23 protein-coding genes and 1 pseudogene are annotated in these 20,624 nt (G+C 70.2%); 11 read left to right on the top strand and 13 right to left on the bottom strand.

Annotated features, from left to right (window positions below; genetic code table 11):
- From RT2_RS14795 to RT2_RS14775, 5 genes and pseudogenes are all read right to left on the bottom strand, one after another.
- A pseudogene (locus tag RT2_RS14795) lies at positions 1–239 on the bottom strand (23S rRNA (guanosine(2251)-2'-O)-methyltransferase RlmB); the annotation flags it as partial.
- On the bottom strand, positions 239–1,648 hold the full coding sequence (gene cysS, locus RT2_RS14790) for a cysteine--tRNA ligase (protein ID WP_072845538.1): 1,410 nt from the start codon (positions 1,646–1,648) through the stop codon (positions 239–241). The gene cysS and the pseudogene RT2_RS14795, both read right to left, overlap by 1 nt.
- A gap of 11 nt (positions 1,649–1,659) precedes the next feature.
- Complete coding sequence (gene ispF, locus RT2_RS14785; RefSeq protein WP_072845537.1) at positions 1,660–2,136, bottom strand: 2-C-methyl-D-erythritol 2,4-cyclodiphosphate synthase; 477 nt, start codon at positions 2,134–2,136, stop codon at positions 1,660–1,662.
- A gap of 44 nt (positions 2,137–2,180) precedes the next feature.
- Entirely contained in the window at positions 2,181–2,894 is a 714-nt protein-coding gene (gene ispD, locus RT2_RS14780) for a 2-C-methyl-D-erythritol 4-phosphate cytidylyltransferase (RefSeq protein WP_072845536.1), read from the bottom strand.
- 44 nt (positions 2,895–2,938) lie between these two features.
- Positions 2,939–3,427 carry a CarD family transcriptional regulator gene (locus RT2_RS14775; RefSeq protein WP_072845535.1) on the bottom strand — a complete coding sequence of 163 codons (489 nt, stop codon included), beginning with the start codon at positions 3,425–3,427 and terminating at the stop codon, positions 2,939–2,941.
- 274 nt (positions 3,428–3,701) lie between these two features.
- Between RT2_RS14775 and RT2_RS14770 the strand changes: the two genes are divergently transcribed.
- Complete coding sequence (locus tag RT2_RS14770; protein ID WP_072845534.1) at positions 3,702–4,313, top strand: copper chaperone PCu(A)C domain-containing protein; 612 nt, start codon at positions 3,702–3,704, stop codon at positions 4,311–4,313.
- Between the two features lie 110 nt (positions 4,314–4,423).
- The gene (radA, locus tag RT2_RS14765; protein ID WP_072845533.1) at positions 4,424–5,860 is read left to right on the top strand and encodes a DNA repair protein RadA; all 1,437 of its coding nucleotides are present in this window, start codon (positions 4,424–4,426) and stop codon (positions 5,858–5,860) included.
- Positions 5,861–5,907: 47 nt separating this feature from the next.
- On the opposite strand, the gene RT2_RS14760 is transcribed toward radA, so the two are convergent.
- The gene (locus RT2_RS14760; protein WP_072845532.1) at positions 5,908–6,465 is read right to left on the bottom strand and encodes a PaaI family thioesterase; all 558 of its coding nucleotides are present in this window, start codon (positions 6,463–6,465) and stop codon (positions 5,908–5,910) included.
- A 98-nt stretch (positions 6,466–6,563) separates the two neighbouring features.
- Between RT2_RS14760 and disA the strand changes: the two genes are divergently transcribed.
- The gene (gene disA / locus RT2_RS14755; protein WP_072845531.1) at positions 6,564–7,649 is read left to right on the top strand and encodes a DNA integrity scanning diadenylate cyclase DisA; all 1,086 of its coding nucleotides are present in this window, start codon (positions 6,564–6,566) and stop codon (positions 7,647–7,649) included.
- Here the strand turns inward: disA and RT2_RS14750 are convergent.
- Positions 7,646–8,359, bottom strand: coding sequence for a hypothetical protein (locus tag RT2_RS14750; RefSeq protein ID WP_072845530.1), 714 nt, complete (start codon positions 8,357–8,359; stop codon positions 7,646–7,648). The two genes, disA and RT2_RS14750, sit on opposite strands and share 4 nt — an antisense overlap.
- 79 nt (positions 8,360–8,438) lie before the next feature.
- A complete protein-coding gene (locus RT2_RS14745) occupies positions 8,439–9,071 on the bottom strand; it encodes a carbonic anhydrase (RefSeq protein ID WP_072845560.1) in 633 nt (210 codons plus the stop codon).
- Positions 9,072–9,149: 78 nt separating this feature from the next.
- Here RT2_RS14745 and RT2_RS14740 point away from each other — a divergent pair, with 78 nt between their 5' ends.
- Positions 9,150–10,019, top strand: a complete 870-nt coding sequence (locus RT2_RS14740; protein ID WP_072845529.1) for an HhH-GPD family protein — start codon at positions 9,150–9,152, stop codon at positions 10,017–10,019.
- 34 nt (positions 10,020–10,053) lie between these two features.
- Here RT2_RS14740 and RT2_RS14735 read toward each other — a convergent pair whose 3' ends face one another.
- The gene (locus tag RT2_RS14735) at positions 10,054–10,419 is read right to left on the bottom strand and encodes an Imm51 family immunity protein (protein ID WP_072845528.1); all 366 of its coding nucleotides are present in this window, start codon (positions 10,417–10,419) and stop codon (positions 10,054–10,056) included.
- Between the two features lie 38 nt (positions 10,420–10,457).
- A complete protein-coding gene (locus RT2_RS14730; protein WP_072845527.1) occupies positions 10,458–11,207 on the bottom strand; it encodes an alpha/beta fold hydrolase in 750 nt (249 codons plus the stop codon).
- A 32-nt stretch (positions 11,208–11,239) separates the two neighbouring features.
- Here RT2_RS14730 and mhuD point away from each other — a divergent pair, with 32 nt between their 5' ends.
- Complete coding sequence (gene mhuD, locus RT2_RS14725) at positions 11,240–11,551, top strand: mycobilin-forming heme oxygenase MhuD (RefSeq protein ID WP_072845526.1); 312 nt, start codon at positions 11,240–11,242, stop codon at positions 11,549–11,551.
- Positions 11,552–11,666: 115 nt separating this feature from the next.
- The gene (locus tag RT2_RS14720; protein WP_072845525.1) at positions 11,667–12,122 is read left to right on the top strand and encodes a tellurite resistance TerB family protein; all 456 of its coding nucleotides are present in this window, start codon (positions 11,667–11,669) and stop codon (positions 12,120–12,122) included.
- 72 nt (positions 12,123–12,194) lie between these two features.
- Here the strand turns inward: RT2_RS14720 and RT2_RS14715 are convergent, their stop codons facing one another.
- The 3 genes from RT2_RS14715 to RT2_RS14705 form a co-directional block, all read right to left on the bottom strand.
- Positions 12,195–12,884: a TerD family protein gene (locus RT2_RS14715; RefSeq protein ID WP_072845524.1), complete on the bottom strand. Its 690-nt coding sequence runs from the start codon at positions 12,882–12,884 to the stop codon at positions 12,195–12,197.
- Between the two features lie 24 nt (positions 12,885–12,908).
- Complete coding sequence (locus tag RT2_RS14710) at positions 12,909–14,033, bottom strand: DUF475 domain-containing protein (RefSeq protein ID WP_072845523.1); 1,125 nt, start codon at positions 14,031–14,033, stop codon at positions 12,909–12,911.
- A gap of 133 nt (positions 14,034–14,166) precedes the next feature.
- Positions 14,167–14,742: a TerD family protein gene (locus tag RT2_RS14705; RefSeq protein WP_072845522.1), complete on the bottom strand. Its 576-nt coding sequence runs from the start codon at positions 14,740–14,742 to the stop codon at positions 14,167–14,169.
- Between the two features lie 152 nt (positions 14,743–14,894).
- Here RT2_RS14705 and RT2_RS14700 point away from each other — a divergent pair, with 152 nt between their 5' ends.
- From RT2_RS14700 to RT2_RS14680, 5 genes are read left to right on the top strand one after another with little or no spacing between them, the layout of a single operon-like run.
- Entirely contained in the window at positions 14,895–16,097 is a 1,203-nt protein-coding gene (locus tag RT2_RS14700; protein ID WP_072845521.1) for a hypothetical protein, read from the top strand.
- Entirely contained in the window at positions 16,094–17,287 is a 1,194-nt protein-coding gene (locus RT2_RS14695) for an HpcH/HpaI aldolase/citrate lyase family protein (RefSeq protein WP_072845520.1), read from the top strand. The genes RT2_RS14700 and RT2_RS14695 overlap by 4 nt, the downstream gene beginning before the upstream one ends.
- Positions 17,284–18,612 carry a phosphoribosyltransferase family protein gene (locus RT2_RS14690; protein WP_072845519.1) on the top strand — a complete coding sequence of 443 codons (1,329 nt, stop codon included), beginning with the start codon at positions 17,284–17,286 and terminating at the stop codon, positions 18,610–18,612. Before RT2_RS14695 ends, RT2_RS14690 begins: the two co-directional genes overlap by 4 nt.
- On the top strand, positions 18,609–19,718 hold the full coding sequence (locus tag RT2_RS14685) for a cysteine protease StiP family protein (protein WP_072845518.1): 1,110 nt from the start codon (positions 18,609–18,611) through the stop codon (positions 19,716–19,718). Before RT2_RS14690 ends, RT2_RS14685 begins: the two co-directional genes overlap by 4 nt.
- Positions 19,715–20,584 carry an HAD family hydrolase gene (locus RT2_RS14680; RefSeq protein WP_072845517.1) on the top strand — a complete coding sequence of 290 codons (870 nt, stop codon included), beginning with the start codon at positions 19,715–19,717 and terminating at the stop codon, positions 20,582–20,584. The genes RT2_RS14685 and RT2_RS14680 overlap by 4 nt, the downstream gene beginning before the upstream one ends.
- Positions 20,585–20,624: the final 40 nt, after the last annotated feature.

The following is a 20,624-nucleotide window of genomic DNA, read 5'->3' as shown; positions in this document are numbered from 1 at the left end:
CCCTTGCGGGGCGAGCCGCCGCGACCGCGGGGTGCGCTGCCGCCGGTGCGGCCCGCGTCGGCGGCCTTGGCCGCGGCCCGGGCCCGCTTGGCGGCGGGATGCTTGGTGCGCTCGACCGCCGGCGGGGTGGCCCCGCGGCCGGCGAGGCCGCGACGGCCGCCTCCACCGGAGCCGACTACCTGGCCCTTCTTGGTGCCGGACTTGCGGACTGCGCCGCGCCTGCTCGAATTGCCAGCCATCACTGCCCTGCTTCGTTGTGGTTCGTCTTGACGGCCCACTCGGGGCCGTTCGGTGTGTCGGTGACCTCTACGCCCGCCATGGCGAGCCGGTCCCGGATCTCGTCAGCCGCTGCCCAGTCCTTGTCGGCCTTGGCCCGCTGACGCGCCTCGAGATTCGCGCGGACCAGAACGTCCAGCGCGTCGTGCAGGGCGGAGCCGTCGGCTGTCCCCGAGACCCAGTGCGGGTCGAGCGGGTCCACCCCGAGTATGCCCATCATGGCCCGTACCTGCCCGGCGATCGCGACCGCCGCGTCCAGGTCGCCCGCTGCCAGCGCACGGTTGCCCTCGCGCTGGCGGCCGTGGATCTCGGCGAGCGCCTTGGGCACCCCGAGGTCGTCGTCGAGCGCGGCCGCGAACTCCGCGGTCCACTTGCCGACCGGGATCTCACCGGCCCGCTCCTGCGTTTTGAGCACGAACGCCTCGATGCCGCGGTAGGTCTCCGCGGCGACGTCGAGCGCATGGTCCGAGTACTCGAGCATCGAGCGGTAGTGCGCCCCGCCGAGGTAGAACCGCAGCTCCTGCGGCCGGACCCGTTTGAGGACGTTGGGCACGGACAGCACGTTGCCGAGGGACTTCGACATCTTCTCGCCGCCCATGGTCACCCAGCCGTTGTGCAGCCAGTACCGCGCGAAGCCGTCGCCCGCGGCCCGGCTCTGCGCGAGCTCGTTCTCGTGGTGCGGGAACACCAGGTCCAGGCCGCCGCAGTGGATGTCGAACTCCGCGCCCAGGTAGGCCTCCGCCATCGCCGAGCACTCCAGGTGCCAGCCCGGACGGCCGCGGCCCCACGGGGTGGGCCACGACGGCTCGCCCGGCTTCTCGGCCTTCCACAGCGTGAAGTCGCGCGGGTCGCGCTTGCCCTCGGCGGCGCTCTCGCCCTGGTGCACGTCGTCGAGCTTGTGCCCGGACAGCGCGCCGTAGGCGGGGAAGCTCCGCACGTCGAAGTAGACGTCGCCGGCGGCGGCGTAGGCGTGCCCGGCGTCGATCAGCCGCGCCATCAGCTCGACCATCTGCGTGACGTGGCCGGTCGCGCGGGGCTCCGCCGACGGGGCCAGCACCCCGAGCTGCTCGTACGCCCGGTCGAAGGAGCGCTCGTAGGTGGCGGCCCACTCCCACCAGGGTCGACCCGCCTCGGCGGCCTTGTTCAGGATCTTGTCGTCGATGTCGGTGACGTTCCGGACGAACGCGACGTCGTAGTCGTGCGCGAGCAGCCAGCGCCGCAGCACGTCGAACGCCACACCACTGCGCACGTGACCGATGTGCGGGTCACCCTGGACCGTCGCGCCGCACAGATAGATCGACGCGTGTCCGGGGGCCAGCGGCGTGAACTCACGCAGGGCCCGCGCTTCGGTGTCGAATAGGCGCAGAGTCACGACGTGCGATCTTACCGGTCCGGGGCCGCGTCACGTACCAGCGCGGTCGCGACCGCCGCGATGCCCTCCCCGCGCCCGGTGAGGCCCAGCCCGTCGGTGGTGGTCGCGGAGACCGAGACCGGCGCCCCGAGCACCCCGGAGAGCACCGCCTGCGCCTCCGCGCGGCGGGGACCGATCTTGGGCCGGTTTCCGATCACCTGCACCGCGGCATTGCCGACGACCAGACCCTGCGCCTCGAGCAGTTGCCGCACCTCGCCGAGCAGCAGCACACCGCTCGCGCCGTCCCACTCGGGGCGCCCGGTGCCGAACACCGAACCCAGGTCGCCGAGTCCGGAGGCGGACAGCAGCGCATCGCACAGCGCGTGCGCGGCGACGTCGCCGTCCGAGTGCCCGGCGCAGCCGTCCTCGCCCTCGAAGAGCAGTCCCGCCACCCAGCAGGGCCTGCCCTGCTCGATCGGATGGACATCCGTACCGATTCCAACTCGCACGCGCCACGCTCCCTGTCGGTCGAGGTTCCAGTCGGTCCAAGCTTCTAGCAGGACCCCAGCTTCTGGTGGGAGCCACGCTGGCGGATCGCAGGCTCCTCGCTCAGCGCCCTGGCCAGGGCCAGGTCCAGGGCGGTGGTGATCTTGAAGGCCAGCGGGTCGCCCGCGACGGTGTGGACGGGGCCGCCGATGCGTTCGACCAGGCCGGCGTCGTCGGTGGCGACGGACTCGGCGGCGGCGTAGGCGCGGCGCAGCAGGTCCGCCGAGAAGCCCTGCGGTGTCTGCACCGCCCGCAACTCGGACCGTTCCGGGGTACCGGTGACCACGCCGAGCGGGTCCACCGTCTTGACGGTGTCCGCCACCGGGACCACCGGGACCACCGCCGAGCGGCCGGCCCGCAACGCCGCGACGACCCGGGCGATCAGCTCGGGCGGGGTCAATGCGCGCGCCGCGTCGTGCACCAACAGCAGGTCGGCGTCGGGCGCCGCGGCGATGCCCGCGCGCACCGAGTCTGTGCGCTCGGCACCGCCCGCGACCACGTCGACACCGTCGGGCAGTTCACCGCGGACCTCGGGGACCCGGTCCGCGGGCACGATCACCACGACCCGGTCCACGACGCCGGATGCCAGCAGGCCGTCCACGGCCAGCCGGAGCAGCGTCTCGCCCCCCAGCGTCACGAACGCCTTGGGCATTCCCGCGCCGAGCCGAACACCCTGTCCGGCCGCCGGAACCAACGCAACAACCCGGTCGACGTTGTTCACGTCAACCGGGTTGGTCACGATACTCACTGTGTGCGACGTCGCTGTCAGGATGCCGCTGCGAGAACCTCGTCGAGAATGATGTCGGCCTTCTCCTCGTCCGTACCCTCGGCGAGCGCGAGCTCACCGACCAGGATCTGACGGGCCTTGGCGAGCATTCGCTTCTCACCTGCGGAGAGGCCGCGGTCCTGCTCGCGACGCCACAGGTCGCGCACCACCTCGGCGACCTTGTTCACGTCACCGGACGCGAGCTTCTCCAGGTTGGCCTTGTAACGGCGCGACCAGTTGGTCGGCTCCTCGGTGTGCGGCGCCCGGAGCACCTGAAACACCTTGTCCAGACCCTCCTGCCCCACAACATCACGAACGCCGACGTACTCGGCGTTGTCTGCTGGGACCCGAACGGTGAGGTCGCCCTGAGCGACCTTCAGAACGAGATACTCCTTCTGTTCACCCTTGATGGTGCGAGTTTCGATCGCCTCGATCAGCGCCGCTCCGTGGTGGGGGTATACGACGGTTTCTCCGACCTTAAAAATCATCTGTCCCGTGCCCCTTTCGATCTTCCCAGTTTATCACGGGTTGTCTCGGCAACGATTCCAACTGCGCTGGTCAGGGGCACAGTCCGCCTTCCGGAGGGGTTGACAGGGTGGCCCGGACGTGCAGCAAGAAGCCCTAAACCGACCAATTGGCCTCGGCTTTCGCCTCGCCTCGACGCGCCGGAAACCACCAAACCGACACCCCGCGGCGATAGCTCGCGATCTGACTACTACTCTGCCTAGTGGAGTTACGACCCGACGCCGTGGAGGACAACCCGTGACAGCCCTGAATGCGTCGACTCGCCGAGTCGCCACCGCAGTTGCCCTTGCCGCAGCCGCAGCCATCTCGCTGTCCGCCTGCAGCGCGGGCCAGATCACCCAGACCGCAACGCAGGTCGCCGCCGTGAACGGCAACTACGCGAACCAGGGCGACATCGCCCTGCGCAACGTGCACGTCCTGTTCCCGGACAGCGAGGAGTACAGCCTCGAGCCGGGCGGCACCGCAGCCCTGGCGTTCATCGCGGTGAACGAGAACGAGTCCGAGCCGGAGCGACTCACCCGGATCAGCACCGACTACGCCAAGTCGGTCACCATCGCCGGCGAGGCCGGCGGCCGCGTGATCGACCCGCAGACCTCGCTCGGCGCCGGCGTCCGCGCCGCCACGGTGCTCGACAACCCGGAAGACCCGACGCAGCTGATCCTGGTGACGCTCAACGACCTCAGCGAGGGCGTGCGTCCCGGCCTGACCATCCCGGTCACCTTCACCTTCGCGAAGGCCGGCGACATCACCGTCCAGGTTCCGGTCGACGCCGGCCCGCGCACCGAGCGGCACGAGTCCGAGAAGTCCGGCAACGAAGGCGCCGCACACCTGGACAGCGGCGGACACTGATCGCTCCCGCGGTCCGCTGACCTGCACTTCGAGAACGGCCCCCGACGTCTTCACGTCGGGGGCCGTTCTCGTCGCACCGGCTGTCGGACCCGCCACCTAGGCTGCCCCTCGTGGCCAAACCCAAATCGAGTTTCCGGTGCTCGTCCTGTCAGCACACGATGCCCAAGTGGGTCGGTCGCTGCCCGGACTGCGGCGCCTGGGGATCCGTCGAGGAGGCGCCCGCCCTCGCGGCCGCCGTGACCGGCCGGCCCGGCGCCACCTCGGCCCGTGGCGGCGCCGCGCTGGTCCCCAGCTCCCCCGCGATGCCCATCTCCGAGATCAGCGGCACCTCCAGCCTGGCCAAGCCGACCGGCGTGTCGGAGCTCGACCGGGTGCTCGGCGGTGGCCTGGTGCCCGGCTCCGTGGTGCTGCTCGCCGGCGAACCCGGCGTCGGCAAGTCGACGCTGCTGCTCGAGGTGGTGCACCGCTGGGCCCGACGCGACCCGCAGGACCGCGCGCTGTACGTGACCGGCGAGGAGTCGGCCGGCCAGGTGCGGCTGCGGGCCGACCGCACCGGCGCCGTGCACGAGCGGGTCTTCCTGGCCGCGGAATCCGACCTGGCAACGGTGTTCGGTCACGTCGAGCAGGTGCGTCCCACACTGCTGATCGTCGACTCCGTGCAGACCATGCTCGCCGCCGACGTCGAGGGCGTCACCGGCGGCGTCACCCAGGTCCGCGCCATCACCAGCGCCCTGACCTCACTCGCCAAGACCACCGGCATCCCGGTGCTGCTGATCGGCCACGTCACCAAGGACGGCGCGGTCGCCGGCCCCCGATCCCTCGAACACCTGGTGGACGTGGTGCTGCACTTCGAGGGCGACAAGCACTCCACGCTGCGGATGGTGCGCGGGGTCAAGAACCGTTTCGGCGCCGCGGACGAGGTGGGCTGCTTCGAACTGCGCGAGGACGGCATCGAGTGCGTCAGCGACCCGTCCGGCCTGTTCCTGCACCACCGCGACGACGCCGTGGCGGGCACCGCGGTCACCGTCACGATGGACGGCAAACGCCCGTTGCTGGGCGAGGTCCAGGCCCTGGTCGCACACACCACCAACCCGTCGCCGCGCCGCGCGGTCAGCGGCATGGACTCCGCCCGGGTCGCGATGGTGCTCGCGGTCCTCGAACGACGGTTCGGGATCAAGGTGTCCGACAAGGAGGTGTACGCGGCCACCGTCGGCGGGATGCGGGTGACCGAACCGTCCGCGGACCTGGCCCTGGCCCTCTCCGTGGCGTCGGCCTTCCGGGACGTGGCGCTGCCGGCGGGGCTGGTGGTGCTCGGGGAGGTCGGGCTGGCGGGCGAGGTACGGCGCGTGACCGGCGTCGGCCGGCGGCTCGCCGAGGCGAAGCGGCTCGGCTTCACCCACGCGGTGGTGCCGCTCGACTCCGGCGACGCGCCGCCCGGATTCCGGTCGGTCGAGGTGGGGAACCTCGGCGAGGCCCTGCGGGTGCTGGACGGACTCCCGCCCGCCGCACCGGACCGGGTCAAGCGGTCGCTGCGACCGGTCCCCTGAACCCGGTCTCCCACACGGAGTTCCAGGACCAGGGGCAGGCGGGCTCCCTACAGCGAGGAGGTGCCGAACGGCGAGACGGGCACGCCGTCGACGAAGTCCGCCATCGGTGCGAAGTGCTCGGGCTTGATCGTCAGGAACAGCCCGCGGGAGGTCGCCACCACGGTGTCGCCCGCGGTGGGGCCCTCCACGATGCGGGCCTCCGCGCTGGTGTAGACCTTGCGCCGGACCATGCCGTCGATCCGGGCCCGGAACTCGAGCACCGAGCCCAGCGGGATCGGGCGCGCGAAGTCGATCTCGAGGTGCCCGGTCACCACCGGTCCGCCGAGGACCATGCAGGCCATGCCCTGCACCTCGTCGAAGGCCACCGACAGGATGCCGCCGTGGATGACGCCGGGTCCGCCCTGGTATCTCTGCGCCACCGTCAGCCGCCCGCTGACCTCGAGGCCTTCGCCGGCGGTGAAGGTCATCGCCATCCCGGCGGGCTGGTCGTCACCGCAGCCGAAGCACTTCGACCAGTGCTGCGGCAGCGCCCCACCGGGCGCGGGAAAGAAGTCGGGACGGGGCGGAAGCGTCAGATCATCAGGCAAGGTCCAGGTACTGCTCATAGATAGGTAATCTAATCGCGGGAAATGCGTGGGGGGCTACCGGCCTCCTGCGATTCAGCACGGTGCCATGAGGTATCGGGAGGCGAAGGGGGACGGCGATGGAGGACACCGCGCCCACGGCCGCGCTCCGCGAGACGATCTCCCGGCTGGCGCCGGGAACCGAACTCCGCGACGGCCTCGAACGCATTCTGCGCGGCCGCACCGGCGCCCTCATCGTGCTCGGCTACGACGACGAGATCGAGGACCTCTGCGACGGCGGGTTCGAGCTCGACGTCGAGTTCGCCCCGACCAGGCTGCGGGAACTGTCCAAGATGGACGGCGCCGTCGTGCTCTCCTCCGACGGGACCCGGATCGTCCGGGCGAACGTGCAGCTGGTTCCCGATCCCAAGATTCCCACCGTCGAGTCCGGCACCCGGCACCGCGCCGCGGAGCGGACCGCCATCCAGACCGGCTGCCCGGTGGTCTCGGTCAGCCAGTCGATGAGCATCGTCAGCGTCTACGTCGACGGCATTCGGCACGTCCTGGACGGCTCGGCGACCATCCTCTCGCGCGCCAACCAGGCGGTCGCCACGCTCGAGCGGTACAAGTCGCGGCTGACGGAGGTCACCAACGCCCTCTCCGTGGTCGAGATCGAGGACTTCGTCACCCTGCGCGACGCGCTGACCGTCGTGCAGCGGCTGGAGATGGTCCGCCGGGTGTCGGTGGAGATCGAGCGCGACGTGCTCGAACTCGGTACCGACGGACGCCAGCTGGCGCTGCAGCTCGAGGAACTGGTCGGCGACAACGACGTGGCGCGTCAGCTGGTCGTCCGGGACTACGTCGCCGGGCCGGGGCAGGCGCCGACCGATGCCGTCGAACGCGTCCTGACGTCGCTGGACAAGCTCACGGACGCGGACCTGCTGGACCTGACCACCCTGGCCCGGGCATTCGGCTACCCGGCGACCATCGAGTCGCTGGATGCGCCGATGAGCCCGCGCGGGTACCGGGTGCTGGCCCGGGTGCCCCGGTTGCAGTTCCACCAGGTGCACCGGCTGGTCGGCGCGTTCGGCACGCTCCAGGGCCTGCTCGCCGCGACCGCGGCCGACCTGCAGGCGGTGGAGGGCATCGGCGGCCTGTGGGCCCGGCACATCCGGGAGGGCCTCTCCCGGCTCGCCGAGACGTCGATCGCCGGGCCGTTCGACTAGCTGATGTTGAACGGCTCCGGGGTGCTGCGCAGCGCGCCGAGCTGACCGACCACCGTGTAGGCACCGGGACCGACGGGGTTGCGCGCCGCCGCGCAGCCCGGCTCCGAGGTGGCGCCGGACCACTTGATGGTGAATGCGGCCTGCTCGCCGGGCTTGAGGGTGCGCACGTCCGGGGTGTTGTTGGGGAAGCAGTCGGTGTTCGACCACAGCCGGTGCTGGCCGTCGAGGCTGTAGACCATCACCTGCTGCATGCCGGCGCCCAGGTCGCGTTCGCACGACTCGTTGCCGATGTTGGTGATGACGATCCCGAACGCCGGGTCCTGACCCGCCGGGTAGTTCGCCGCGTCCGAGCTGGCCTTGATCGCCAGCGACTTGTCCGCGCACTGACCGGGCGGCAGAGTTCCGGCGACCTCGGCCGCGGAGGCCGCAGCCGACCCGGAGACCGCCGACCCCGACGCCTGACCACCCGAGTCGGCGTCGTCGGCGTCGTCGGTCTCGGTCGTGGAGCTGGACGCCGCGGCGGACGCCGACGAGGAGGCGGCCAGAGCCGAACTCGACGCCACCGCTTCCGCGGACGGGTCCTCGTCCCCGCCGCTCACGGCGGAGATGATCCACACCAACAGCAGCAGCACGACCACTGAAACACCGATCGCAAGCATGCGGCGGCGCCAGTAGATCTCGGGGGGCAGCGGCCCGGACGGTTCCAACACAGACACCAAGGTATTCGCCCGGGCCCCGGAGGTGGTCGAGCAGGGTCGGCGTGTCGCTCGCCGCTGCCCCCTCGGCCGATCAGGCGGGGTTCGTCGTCTCGCCGACTTCGCCCACCACGCCACGCAGCTTCACGCCGCCGTTGGCCAGCGTGTAGGTGACACCGACGATGGCGCAGGTGCCCTTCTCGACCTTCTCCGCGATGATCCGCGACCGCTGCATCAGCAGGTCGCCGGTCTCCACCACGTGCCGGCCCTCGAGCTCGTCGACCGTGCTCAGGCCCTCGTTGCGGCCCATCAGGATGGACGGCGCGACCCGTTCGACGATGCTACGGATGAAGCCTGCGGGCACCACGCCTTCGTCCAGCGCGTTGATGGTGGCCGCGACGGCGCCGCAGTTGTCGTGGCCGAGGACCACGATCAGCGGGACGTTCAGGATCTCGACCGCGTACTCGATGGAACCGAGCACCGAGCTGTCGATGACATGACCCGCGGTGCGGACGACGAACATGTCGCCGAGTCCCTGGTCGAAGATGATCTCCGCGGCCACACGAGAATCACCGCATCCGAAGAGCACGGCGGTGGGGTGCTGTCCGGCGACGAGTTTGGCCCTGTCGGCGACGCCCTGGCTGGGGTGCAGCGAGGTGCCTTCCACGAAGCGGTCGTTACCCTGCTTCAGTGCCTTCCAGGCGGATATGGGGTTCGAATTGGGCATGGATGCATTGTGCACCCGGCGCCTCAGGCCACTTTCGCCCGACCTGGTACAACCGCGAACGAGGGACATGACAATCCGGTGAATTCATCCGCACTGATCAGCTGGTTCGAACGCGAGGCGCGCGAACTGCCGTGGCGACGCGAGGGCGTCACAGCGTGGCAGATCCTGATGAGCGAGATCATGCTGCAGCAGACGCCGGTGGTCCGGGTGGCTCCGGTGTGGGAGCAGTGGGTGGAGCGCTGGCCGGTGCCGTCGGCGATGGCCGCCTCCAGCCAGGGCGAGGTGCTGCGGGCCTGGGGCAAGCTCGGCTACCCGCGCCGCGCGCTACGACTGCACGAGTGCGCCCGCGTGCTCGCGACCGAACACGGCGACGCGGTCCCGACCGACGTCGACGTGCTGCTCGGGCTGCCGGGCATCGGCGCGTACACCGCCCGGGCCGTGGCCTGCTTCGCCTACGGACAGCGAGTTCCGGTGGTGGACACCAACGTTCGACGTGTCATCGCGAGGTCGGTACACGGACAGGCGGAGCAGGGAAACCCGTCCACCACCCGCGACCTCGCCGATGCGGCACAACTGCTGCCGCGCACCAGGACTCGGGCCACGGTCTTCTCGGCCGCGCTGATGGAGCTCGGCGCCACGATCTGCACGGCACGGACCCCGGACTGCGCGCGCTGCCCCCTCGACGACTGCGCCTGGGTGCTGGCGGGCCGGCCCGAACACACCGGGCCGCCACGCAAGGTGCAGAAGTTCGTGGGCACCGATCGTCAGGTGCGCGGACGCCTGATGGACGTGCTGCGCGAGAGCCACGGACCGGTGGAACGCGCACGGCTGGACCTGGTCTGGCTCACCGACACCGGCCAGCGCGACCGGGCACTGCACTCCCTGCTCGTGGACGGACTCGTCGAGCAGACCGAGGACGGGCTGTTCGCGCTGGCCGGCGAGGGCTGACACACCGGGCGCCTCGCCGCGCCCGGCTGCCGGACTAGTCGTCGAGGCCGAGCTCGACGGCCCGGGCGAGAGCGGCGCCGAGGACGTCGGCGTCGAGTACCAGGGTCCGCAGGGCCGTCGCGGCGACGAGCAGGGCGTCGAGGTCGTCGCCGTAGACGCTGACCATGCCGGCCTCCGGGTCGAACCCGACCGCGCCGAGCGCCGACGGGGCCTGGTCGGTGAGCACGGCGCGAAGCGCGCCGGTGAAGTCGTATCCGGAACCCTCGATCCCGTGAGCCTCCAGCGCCGACCGGTGCTGGTGGTACTCCGGGCCCCCGGGCGAATAGATGATGCTGGAGCTGCGGCCGCCGGTCACGAGGCGAATCGGTTCGAGGGCGTCGAAGTCGTCAGGGGTTGCCATGCCGAGACCGTACCGGGGTCGACCGACATGGCCGCGTCCTAGTCGCGAAGGTCGGCGAGGAACTTCTCGACCGCCGCCCGGTACTCCGCCGGGCAGTCGTCGTGGACGAGGTGGCCCGCACCCTCGATCAGCTCGTAGCTGGTTTCGGACTGCCTCGCCGTGGCGGCCATCTCGCGCATCTGCCCGGCGGGAGTGATGGTGAACTCGCCCTCCAACAGCAGCGCGGGCGCGCGGACCGAGGCCCACTGCGTCCAGAAGTCGCGGGTGCCCCACTCCTCGGAGATCTCCCGCCAGACCGGAACCTCGCCGTGCAGGTACCAGCCGTCGCTGCGCTGCTCGAACGAGTCCATGAAGTACTGCGCCGCAACGGGTCCGAAGAATTCGACCATGTGCTCGGCGTCCCGGAACGGCTGCGGCCAGGAGCCGATCAGTGCGGCCCAGTCGTCCGCGGTGCGGCCCTGGAAGTCGGGCGCCATGTCCTCGACCACCAGCGCCCGCACCCGCTCCGGGTACGCGGCCGCGAAGCACCAGCCGTGCAACCCACCCATCGAGTGCCCGATCACGACCATCGGTTCGGCGATCGACGCCGTCGCCTCGGCCAGGTCCGCCACGAAGGCCTCGGTGCTCGGCGTGGCGGGCGCGGGCCGCCCGTGACCGGCCGCGTCGAAGGTGTGGACGTGCCCGAACTCACGCAACCACGGCACCTGCCGACGCCAGGTGCGGGCGCTGCCCATCAGCCCGTGGAGCAACAGGATTGGCACACCGGATCCACCCTCGTCATGAAGCACGGGTCCCAAGGTATCGGAGTACGCTCGCCGCCATGTCTGTGGTGAAGATCAATGCAATCGAGGTCCCCGAGGGCGCCGGCCCCGAGCTGGAGAAGCGCTTCGCGAACCGCGCCCACGCGGTGGAGAACTCCCCCGGGTTCCTCGGCTTCCAGCTGCTGCGCCCTGTCAAGGGCGACGACCGCTACTTCGTGGTCACCCAGTGGGACTCCGAGGAGTCGTTCCAGGCCTGGGCGCAGGGTCCCGCGCGGGCCGCGCATGCCGGCGAGCGCGCCAAGCCGGTCGCGACGGGCGCCTCGCTGCTCGAGTTCGAGGTCGTCCTCGACGTGGCCGCCAAGGGCGTCTGACCGTCCGGAGCGGGCCTGCCGGGCGTCCGACCTGCAGGGGCGTCGCTCCATCCTCGATTCCGATACCCTCGGCCGCAAGGGTTTACCAACCGTTGACACAAGCTTGAGGAGTTTCGTGGGATTCTGGGATCAGCTCAAGTCGAAGACGCAGGAACTGAACGGGCAGTTGCAGACGAAGACCGCCCAGTTCAAGAACAAGGAGTTCGCGAACGGTTCGATGGCGATGTGCGCGCTGATCGCGGCCGCCGACGGCCGCATCGATCCGGCCGAGCGCCAGAAGACCGCCGCGTTGATCATGGGCAACGAGTCGCTCAAGGTGTTCACGCCTGACGAGCTGCGCGAGAAGTTCGACTGGTACTGCGACAAGCTGCAGGGCGACTTCGACTTCGGCAAGGTCGAGGCGACCGCGACGATCGGCAAGCTGAAGTCGAAGCCGGAGCAGGCCCGCGCGGTCATCCAGATCGGCATCATCATCGGCGGCGCGGACGGCAACTTCGACGAGCACGAGAAGGCCACCGTCAAGGAAGCGTGCTTCGCGGTGGGCATCGACCCCGCCGAGTTCGAACTCTAGATTCCGCCCGTCGACAACGGAGGCGGCGTCCGGGACCTGGTCCCGGACGCCGCCTCCACCCGTTGGAACGGCCTACTTGCTACCGGCCTGCCAGCGCATGCCCCACCCGTAGGCGGCGTCGAGGTCGGCCTGACTTCCGCTGATGTACTGGACCAGACGGTTGACCGTGACGTCCCGGCCCGTGCTCTCCAGCATCGCGATGGCGCAGATCCGGGCACCGTCGACGGCCGAGTCCAGCCGAACCTCCACCTCGGGACCGCTGGTCGGGTACATGGTCACGACACCGTCCACCGCTGCCCAGTTCGCTGCGCCCTGGTAGATCATCGCGAAGATCAGGACGCGCTTGAACATCTCGGGGCGGTCGAGGTTGACGTGCATGTTCTCGCCGCCACTGACCGAACCGGTCCGGTCGTCCCCGTCGAGCTGGACGAAGGGGGCCGTGTTCAGCGCGCCGAAGCTGTTCCCGAGCGCCTGGATGACGCCCTTCGAGCCGTCCGCCAGCTCGTACAGGCAGCCGAGGTCGAGGTCGATGCCGCCGGGGCCGGCCAGCTTCGCGAAGAATCCCTTCTTCTTCGGCTGCTCCTGAGACCAGTTCAGGTTCACCCGCATGGCGCCCTGACGCTCGCCGGACTTGGTCAGGCTGACGCTCGGCGCGCTCTTGGTCAGGGTGATCTTGCTCAGGTTGACACCGCCACCCTGGACGGCGGCCGTGGGCTCGCCCGCCGGGGGCGTACTGGGGCGACGGGTGTAGTCGATTGCCATGTCGTGTCCTTTTCGAGTGGGTGACTATCCGACGACGACGGTGCGGAGCTCCTCGACGAGCGCGTCGTCGTCGCCGTCGCCTGCCTTGCGGTTCCTGATGACGCTGGAGATGAACGCGGCACCGATCAGCGCGATGCCGACCAGGCCGGTGATCAGCTCGTTGACGTGCACACCGATCGAGACCAGCAGGATCACCGCGAGCGCGCCGATGGCCCAGTGCGCGCCGTGCTCGAGGTAGACGTAGTCCGAGAGCGTGCCCTTGCGGACCAGGAACACGGTGATCGAACGGACGAACATGGCGCCGACGAAACCGAGTCCGAGCGCGATGATGATCGGGTCGGAGGTGATCGCGAAGGCGCCGATGACGCCGTCGAACGAGAACGACGCGTCCAGGACCTCGAGGTAGAGGAACAGGAAGAAGCCGGCCTTGCCGGTGGCCTTCGCGAGGTTCGACGGGCCGCGGGACGGCTCGGCCTCCTCGCCCTCCTCCGGGAGGTTGAACAGCTCGCCGAGGCCGTTGACCGCGATGTAGAGGATCAGACCGGCGACGCCGGCCACCATCACGGTCGCGCGGTTCTCGTCGTCGGCGAGGAAGCCGGCGGTGACCAGCAGCAGGGCGCCCGCGACGACGACCTCGAGCTGATCGAGCTTGCCGATCTTGGCAAGCGGCCGTTCGATCCAGCCGAGCCAGGTGATCTCACGCGAGGAGAAGATGAAGTTCAGGAACAGCATCAGCAGGAACATGCCACCGAACGCGGCGATCTGCGGATGCGCGTCGGTCAGGATGGTCTCGTAGCTGGGGCTGCCGTCGGGGAAGGCCGCGGCGCCGTCGGCGGGCGGGTTGAGCGCCAGGTTCATCGCCTCGACGGGGCCGAGACCGGCCGCCACCCACACGATGACCAGCGGGAACACCAGCCGCATGCCGAAGACGGCGATCACGATGCCGATGGTGAGGAAGATCTTCTGCCAGAACTCGCTCATCCGCTGCAGGACCGTGGCGTTGATCACGGCGTTGTCGAAGGAGAGCGAGATCTCGAGGATGGACAGGATCGCGACGAGGAAGACGGCCTCCGGGCCGCCGTAGATCGCCGCGATGACGAGGGCGAGCACGGTGACGAAGAACGAGACACCGAATATGCGCAGAACCACGAAGCGTGGCCTTTCTGTGAGGGCAGTGCAGGGTGGCTGCTGCAGCAGGCGGTTGCAACCGCGGTAGCGAACGACGGACCGGGAAGGGCATGCGGAACTCGCCCTCCCCGGCCCGAGGTTGTGGTGCTGCTGACTAGACGTTCACGCCGTAGTCGCGGGCGATGCCCGACAGTCCCGAGGCGTAGCCCTGGCCGACGGCCCGGAACTTCCACTCCGCGCCGTGGCGGTACAGCTCGCCGAAGACCATCGCGGTCTCGGTGGAGGCGTCCTCGGAGAGGTCGTAGCGGGCGAGCTCCGTGCCGTTCGAGCGATCGACGACGCGAATGAAGGCGTTGCGGACCTGGCCGAACGACTGCGCGCGGGTGTCCGCGTCGTAGATCGAGACGGGGAAGAAGATGCTCTCGATGTTCGCCGGGACGGCGGCGAGGTCGACGTTGATGACCTCGTCGTCTCCCTCGCCCGCACCCGTGAGGTTGTCGCCGAGGTGCTCGATCGAGCCGTCCGGCGTCTTCATGTTGTTGAAGAACACAAAGTGCTGGTCGGAGACGACCTTCTTGTCGGCGCCGGCCGCGATCGCGCTGGCGTCGAGGTCGAACTCCGTGCCCGTGGTGCTGCGGACGTCCCATCCGAGACCGATCGCGACCGCCGTGAGATTCGGCGCTTCCTTCGTGAGGGAGACGTTGCCGCCCTTGGTCAAGCTGACGCCCATGCGGAGCCCTTTCAATGTGGAGGTAGCCGGACCGCGGCTGATGCCGAGGTCCGAAATGCCGTGATACCGCGGGCCCTGATCACCAGGTCCAGCGCCATTACCCAATGTACCTATCAGCAAATCGTAAAAATTTTCCCAAGTACGATGGTGCCGTGACGAGCCGATGGCCACGATTCTTGGGGGGATCCGACAACGACGACGGGATCCGTCGCGCCCGGGAGTCGATGACCACGGCCTTCCTGGCCATGGACGCCCGGCAGCGAACCGTGGAAACCGCAGTTGAGGCGTCTGCGGCACTCTTCCCGGAGCGGGACATCCGGCGAGCGTGGGCGCCGGTCCGTGACGCCTGTTACGCCGCCGCGAGCGCCTACGTCGCCCTGTCCGACAGGACCGGTGCCACCTCGCCTGGCCCGGAATCGGTGTCGGTCGACCGGACCACGCGGCAACTGTCCGATGCGACACACGCCCTCGACGTGTTCTACGACACCCACGGCGCCCACCTCGACGGCGCGACGGCGACCCTGCAGGCCGTGCCGCAGGTCGCGCGGCAGGCCCGAGCGGACGCGGACGCCGCCCGGGCGCGGTTGTGCGGCCCCGACCAGGCGTACGCCGGCTACTCGTCGGTGCGCGCAGGGTCCGCCGACCTCGACGCCGCCACGCTGGACCTCGACGCCGCCTCCACCCTCCACGACGCCCGCGACATCCGCGCCGCAACGGCCCGCGTGCTGGCGGCGGTGGCCACCCTGCTGGAATCGCTGTCGGCCGCCCCGACCCGCGAGCGCGAGGCCCGCACCGCACTGGCCTCGGTGCGCACCCGGGTCGACGCCGTGCGCACCCGGTCCGGCGGCCTGCGCGGGGCGTACTCCGCCATCCTCCGCGAGTTCAACATGGCCAGTTCGCAGGACCTGACGGGCAACGAGGAGGCGAGCCGCCGGCACATCGAGGCCGCCGCCACCGGACTCGCCGACATCGAGCGGGCCCTTGCCGGCGGCGATCCCGACCTCGCGCTCGAACACACCGAGACGGTGCGAACCCACCTGACCGCGGCCGACCGCGCCGTCGACTCCGTCACCGAACGACTGCGGTTGCTCCGCGAGGTCCGGCAGGACCCCGCGGCGAAACTCGCCGCCGTGAGGTTCCGGCTCAAGGACGCCCAGCACCTCGCCGTCGACTCCGGGCACATCGCGGAATGGGGTTCGGTCCTGGACGCGCAGCTCGACCGGATCGACCGGATCAGCGGCGGCCTGCAGGGGACGCATCCGGACTACTGGGCATACATCACCGAACTCGACAGCGTGTCGGAGTTCATCGCGGGCGTGGTGCAACGCATGAGAGGGCAGGCAGGCAAGCGATGAGTCTGGGCACCGTCACCGAGACGACCACGATCCGGCACTTCCAACATCTCGACCAGGAGACCCAGGACCGACTGTTCCTGCACCCCTCGCGTACCTTCGACGACGCGACCGACCGCGAGGTCCTCGCGACCGCGCTCGGGGCGACGCTCTACATCCCCGCGACCCGTGACGACCTGGCCGCCACAATCATTCGGCGGGCCGGCGAGGGAGTGTGCTCGATGGTCCTCGACCTCGAGGACGCCGTGGCCGACGACGAGGTGGAACAGGCGCTGGCGAATGCGGTCGCCACCCTCGACGAACTCGCCGGCACCGTCGCCGCCAACATGCTGCTCTTCGTGCGGGTGCGCACCGCGGACGGCATTCGCCGGATCGCCGAGTCCGTCACCACCGGCGTCGACGCCCTCAGCGGCTTCGTCGTCCCGAAGTTCACCAGCGCCAGCGGCGCCGGGTTCCTGCAGGAGGTGCGCGCCGCCTCCGAGTTGCTCGGCAAGCACCTGTACGCGATGCCGGTGCTCGAGTCGCCCGAACTGGTCCACCGGCAGAGCCGCGACACCGAACTGCACACGATTCGCGAACTACTGGCCCAGCACCGCGAGCACATCCTGGCGGTCCGGATCGGCGCGACCGACATGTGCAGCACCTTCGGCATCCGCCGGGACCGCGACCTGACCATCTACGACGTCCGGGTCGTCGTCGACGTGATCGCCGACGTGGTCAACTACCTCGGGCGCGCCGACGGGTCCGGATTCGTCATCACCGGCCCGGTCTGGGAGTACTTCGCCGACCACGAGCGGATGTTCCGGCCGATGCTGCGGGCCACCCCGTTCTTCGAACACGACGCGGTGCTGTTCCGGCAGCAACTCGTCAGCCGCGACCTCGACGGACTGCTCCGGGAGATCGCGCTGGACCGGGCCAACGGAATCCAGGGCAAGACGGTCATCCACCCGTCGCACGTCGCCGCGGTGCACTCGCTGTCCGCCGTCACCCACGAGGAGTACCACGACGCCCTCGACATCCTCGACGGCGAGACCGTGGGCGGCGTCCAGGCGTCGGGCTACCGAAACAAGATGAACGAGGTTCGCCCACATCGGAACTGGGCCGTGCACACGATGCGTCGGGCGCAGGTCTTCGGGGTGACCAACAAGGGAGTGACATTCGTGGACCTGTTGACGGCGCTGGTGCAGCGGTGACCCGGGCCGGCCTCGAGCCGTGGGCGACCCGCGAGCTCGGCATCGAACTGCAACACAGCGACTCGGCCGCCGGCCACCTGGTGCCGGAGCTCGTCGAGCCGGGGCTGCGCCGGAACCCGCGCCGCGCCCACCTGCTGGTCTCGACCGTGCTGGGCAAGCACCTGCCCACCGAACCGTCGGTCGTGCTCGGCGCGGGCGACCGGCTGGGCGAGTTGGTGCTCGCGGCCCTTGGCATCGACACCACCACCCGGCAGCGCCCCGAGGTGGACGCGCTGGTGCTCGGGTTCGCCGAGACCGCAACGGGTCTCGGTCACTGTGTGGCCGCCCGGATCGGCGCGCGCTGCTACCTCCACTCCACCCGCCGGGACGTTCCCGGCGCCGGCACCTTCGCGGGCTTCGAGGAGGGGCACTCGCACGCCACCAGCCACCTGCTGCAGCCGACCACGGCGTCACTGTTCGCGGGCACCGCGCCCCTGGTGCTCGTGGACGACGAGATCTCCACCGGCGCAACCGCGGTCGACGCCATCCGGGCGCTGCACGCCCAGCACCCGCGGAGCCGGTACGTCGTGGCCTCGCTCGTCGACATGCGCACGGCGGACCACCGACTGACCTGTGAACTCGCCGCCGCCGAACTCGGCACCGAGATCGACTACGTCAGCCTCGCCACGGGGCGGGCCGTCCTGCCGGACGGCCTGATCGAACGGGTCATCGCCCTCCCGGACCCGGCACTGAACCCGGTGGGCACCGTCCGCGGCGCGACCGCCAGGGTGAAGGTCGCCTGGCCCGCGGCTGTTCCAGACGGGGGCCGGCACGGTTTCCTGCACTCCGACACCCCGGCATTCGAGCGGGCCGTCGCTGAGGCCGCTGACGCACTGATGGAGCGGATCGATCCGGCCTCGCCGCTGATCGTGGTCGGCCACGAGGAGCTCATGTACCTGCCGCTGCGCCTGGCCGCGGCGCTCGCCGATCGCGGCGTCGCGACCCGATTCCAGACCACCACCCGGTCGCCGGCCTACGTGCTCGACGAGCCGGGGTACCCGTTGCGCCGCGGGTTCGCCTTCGTCGCACCGGAATCCGACGACAGCGCGGGCCGGTACCTGTACAACGCCCACTGGCCCGGCAGCCCGTCGCCGGACGACAGTCCCGCCGACGCCCGACCACAGATTCTGATGGTCGTGGACACACCTGCCGACACCGCGCGACTGCACGGCGAGGGCGGGCTACTCGACGTACTCACCGCGGCGGGCAGCGACGTCCTGCTCGCCGTCGTGCCCAGCACCGATCCCGTGCTGCTGCGTGAGAGCCGAGAGGCGGCCCACCGGTGACCGCACCGTTGACCGGACCGGCCTTCGGTTCCTACGCCCCGGCCGACGTCCGATGGCTCCTCAAGGACCTGTCCGCGCTCGACCTCGAGGCCGACGTCACCGAGCGTGAACGCCGAATCCAGTCGGGGCAGGCGCACTACGCGGAATCGCTGCCGATCGAGTTCCAGCCCGACGCTGCCTACCGCGAACTCTTCGACAAGGTGCTGACCGTCAGCGCGGAACGGTTGGCCCTCGCGGTCGGCACCGTCACCGAACTGGTGCTCGCCGAGCGGGGTCGCGAGGTCACCCTGGTGTCGCTGGCCCGCGCGGGCACCCCGGTCGGGGTGCTGATGCGGCACTGGGCCCGCGACGTGCACGGCCTGGACCTGCCGCACTACGCGATGTCCATCGTCCGCGGCCGGGGCATCGATGTCGAAGCATTGAACTACCTTGCCGCCCAACACGATCCGGAGAGCGTCGTCTTTGTCGACGGATGGACCGGCAAGGGTGCGATCACCCGCGAACTCAGCGCGGCACTCGCCGCCCACGCCGCCGCCGGCGGGCCGCGCTTCGACGACGACCTGGTGGTGCTCGCCGACCCGGGCGCGTGCGTGCGCACCTACGGCACCCGTGACGACTTCCTCATCGCGACGGCCTGCCTCAACTCCACCGTCTCGGGCCTGGTGTCCCGGACCGTCCTCAACGACACCGTGATCGGCCCCGGAGAGTTCCACGGCGCCAAGTTCTACCGCGGGCTCGCCGATGCCGACGTCTCGAATCACCTGCTCGACACCGTCGCCGCGCGCTTCCCCGACATCCGCGCCGCCGTACCCGGCGCCGTCGCCGCCATCGTGGGCAGCGACCGCTCCCCCACCTGGGCGGGGTGGGCATCGGTGGAGGAGATCCGTGCCCGCTACGGCATCTCGTCGGTGAACTTCGTCAAGCCGGGCGTCGGCGAGACCACCCGGGTCCTGCTCCGACGGGTGCCGTGGCGCGTCCTCGTGCGCGACCGGGACGCGCCGGAACACGCTCACATCCGAATGCTCGCCGCCGCCCGGGGGGTGGAGGTCGACGAGGTGCCCGACCTCGCGTACTCCTGCATGGGCCTGATCAAGGACGTCGCATGACCGTACTGATCGCCACCGATCTCGACCGCACGATGATCTACTCGCGCTCCGCGATGAGTCTCGGCGACGGCGTCGACGAGGCGGAACTTCGCTGCGTGGAGCACTACGACGGGGCGCCGCTGTCCTTCGTCACCGCGACGGCGGCCCAACTGCTGCGTGACCTGACTCGGGTGGCCGCGGTCGTGCCCACCACCACCCGCACCATCGCGCAGTTCCAGCGCATCGCGCTGCCCGGGGCGCCGTGGCGCTACGCGATCACCAGCAACGGCGGCAACATCCTCGTCGACGGTGTACCGGATCCGCTGTGGCGCAACCAGATCGAGGAAGAGTCCCGGTCCGGCGGCGCGACCCTCGACGAGATCACCACCACGCTGCGTGCCCGGATCGACGCGAACTGGGTCCGCACCCTCCGGACCGCCGACGACCTGTTCTGCTACCTCGTCGTCGAACCGGACGCGGTGCCGGCCGGGTTCCTCGCGGAGTGGGACCGGTGGTGCAGAGAGCACGGCTGGGGAGCCTCCCAGCAGGGGCGAAAGATCTATACGATGCCCGCCGCGGTATCGAAAGGTCGTGCGGTGGTGGAGGTTCGCGAGCGCCTGCTCGCCGACGGGGTGTTGCCCCCGCAGGCGCGGATGCTCGCCGCCGGCGACGGCGCACTCGACGCGGACATGCTCGCCGTGGCCGATGCCGCGATCCGACCCAGGCACGGAGAACTCGAACAGCTGGGCTGGCAGCGGCGGGGCCTGACGGTCACTGCGAACGCGGGAATCGCTGCGGGCGAGGAGATCCTGCGCTGGTTCGCGTGCCGCGTTCCGCCGACCTCCGCCCTGGCCGAGGCACCGGCCGAGTCATCTCCCCGCCCCTGAACAGACCGACCGCAGCCCGACGACCCGAAGGACGATCACC

Origin of the sequence: Rhodococcus tukisamuensis NBRC 100609 (genome assembly GCF_001894985.1) — a bacterium.
Taxonomy (GTDB): Bacteria; Actinomycetota; Actinomycetes; order Mycobacteriales; family Mycobacteriaceae; genus Rhodococcus_G; species Rhodococcus_G tukisamuensis.
Note: the sequence above shows the minus strand (reverse complement) of the source record. Positions and strands in the feature narration are given on the sequence as shown.

Coding starts and splice junctions, on each gene's coding strand:
- RT2_RS14705 (WP_072845522.1), bottom strand. CDS start 14,742: ATGGGCGTCAGCTTGACCAAGGGCGGCAACGTCTCCCTCACGAAGGAA.
- RT2_RS14735 (WP_072845528.1), bottom strand. CDS start 10,419: ATGGCAACCCCTGACGACTTCGACGCCCTCGAACCGATTCGCCTCGTG.
- disA (WP_072845531.1), top strand. CDS start 6,564: ATGGAGGACACCGCGCCCACGGCCGCGCTCCGCGAGACGATCTCCCGG.
- RT2_RS14715 (WP_072845524.1), bottom strand. CDS start 12,884: ATGGCAATCGACTACACCCGTCGCCCCAGTACGCCCCCGGCGGGCGAG.
- RT2_RS14695 (WP_072845520.1), top strand. CDS start 16,094: ATGAGTCTGGGCACCGTCACCGAGACGACCACGATCCGGCACTTCCAA.
- RT2_RS14680 (WP_072845517.1), top strand. CDS start 19,715: ATGACCGTACTGATCGCCACCGATCTCGACCGCACGATGATCTACTCG.
- RT2_RS14745 (WP_072845560.1), bottom strand. CDS start 9,071: ATGCCCAATTCGAACCCCATATCCGCCTGGAAGGCACTGAAGCAGGGT.
- mhuD (WP_072845526.1), top strand. CDS start 11,240: ATGTCTGTGGTGAAGATCAATGCAATCGAGGTCCCCGAGGGCGCCGGC.
- RT2_RS14775 (WP_072845535.1), bottom strand. CDS start 3,427: ATGATTTTTAAGGTCGGAGAAACCGTCGTATACCCCCACCACGGAGCG.
- RT2_RS14760 (WP_072845532.1), bottom strand. CDS start 6,465: ATGAGCAGTACCTGGACCTTGCCTGATGATCTGACGCTTCCGCCCCGT.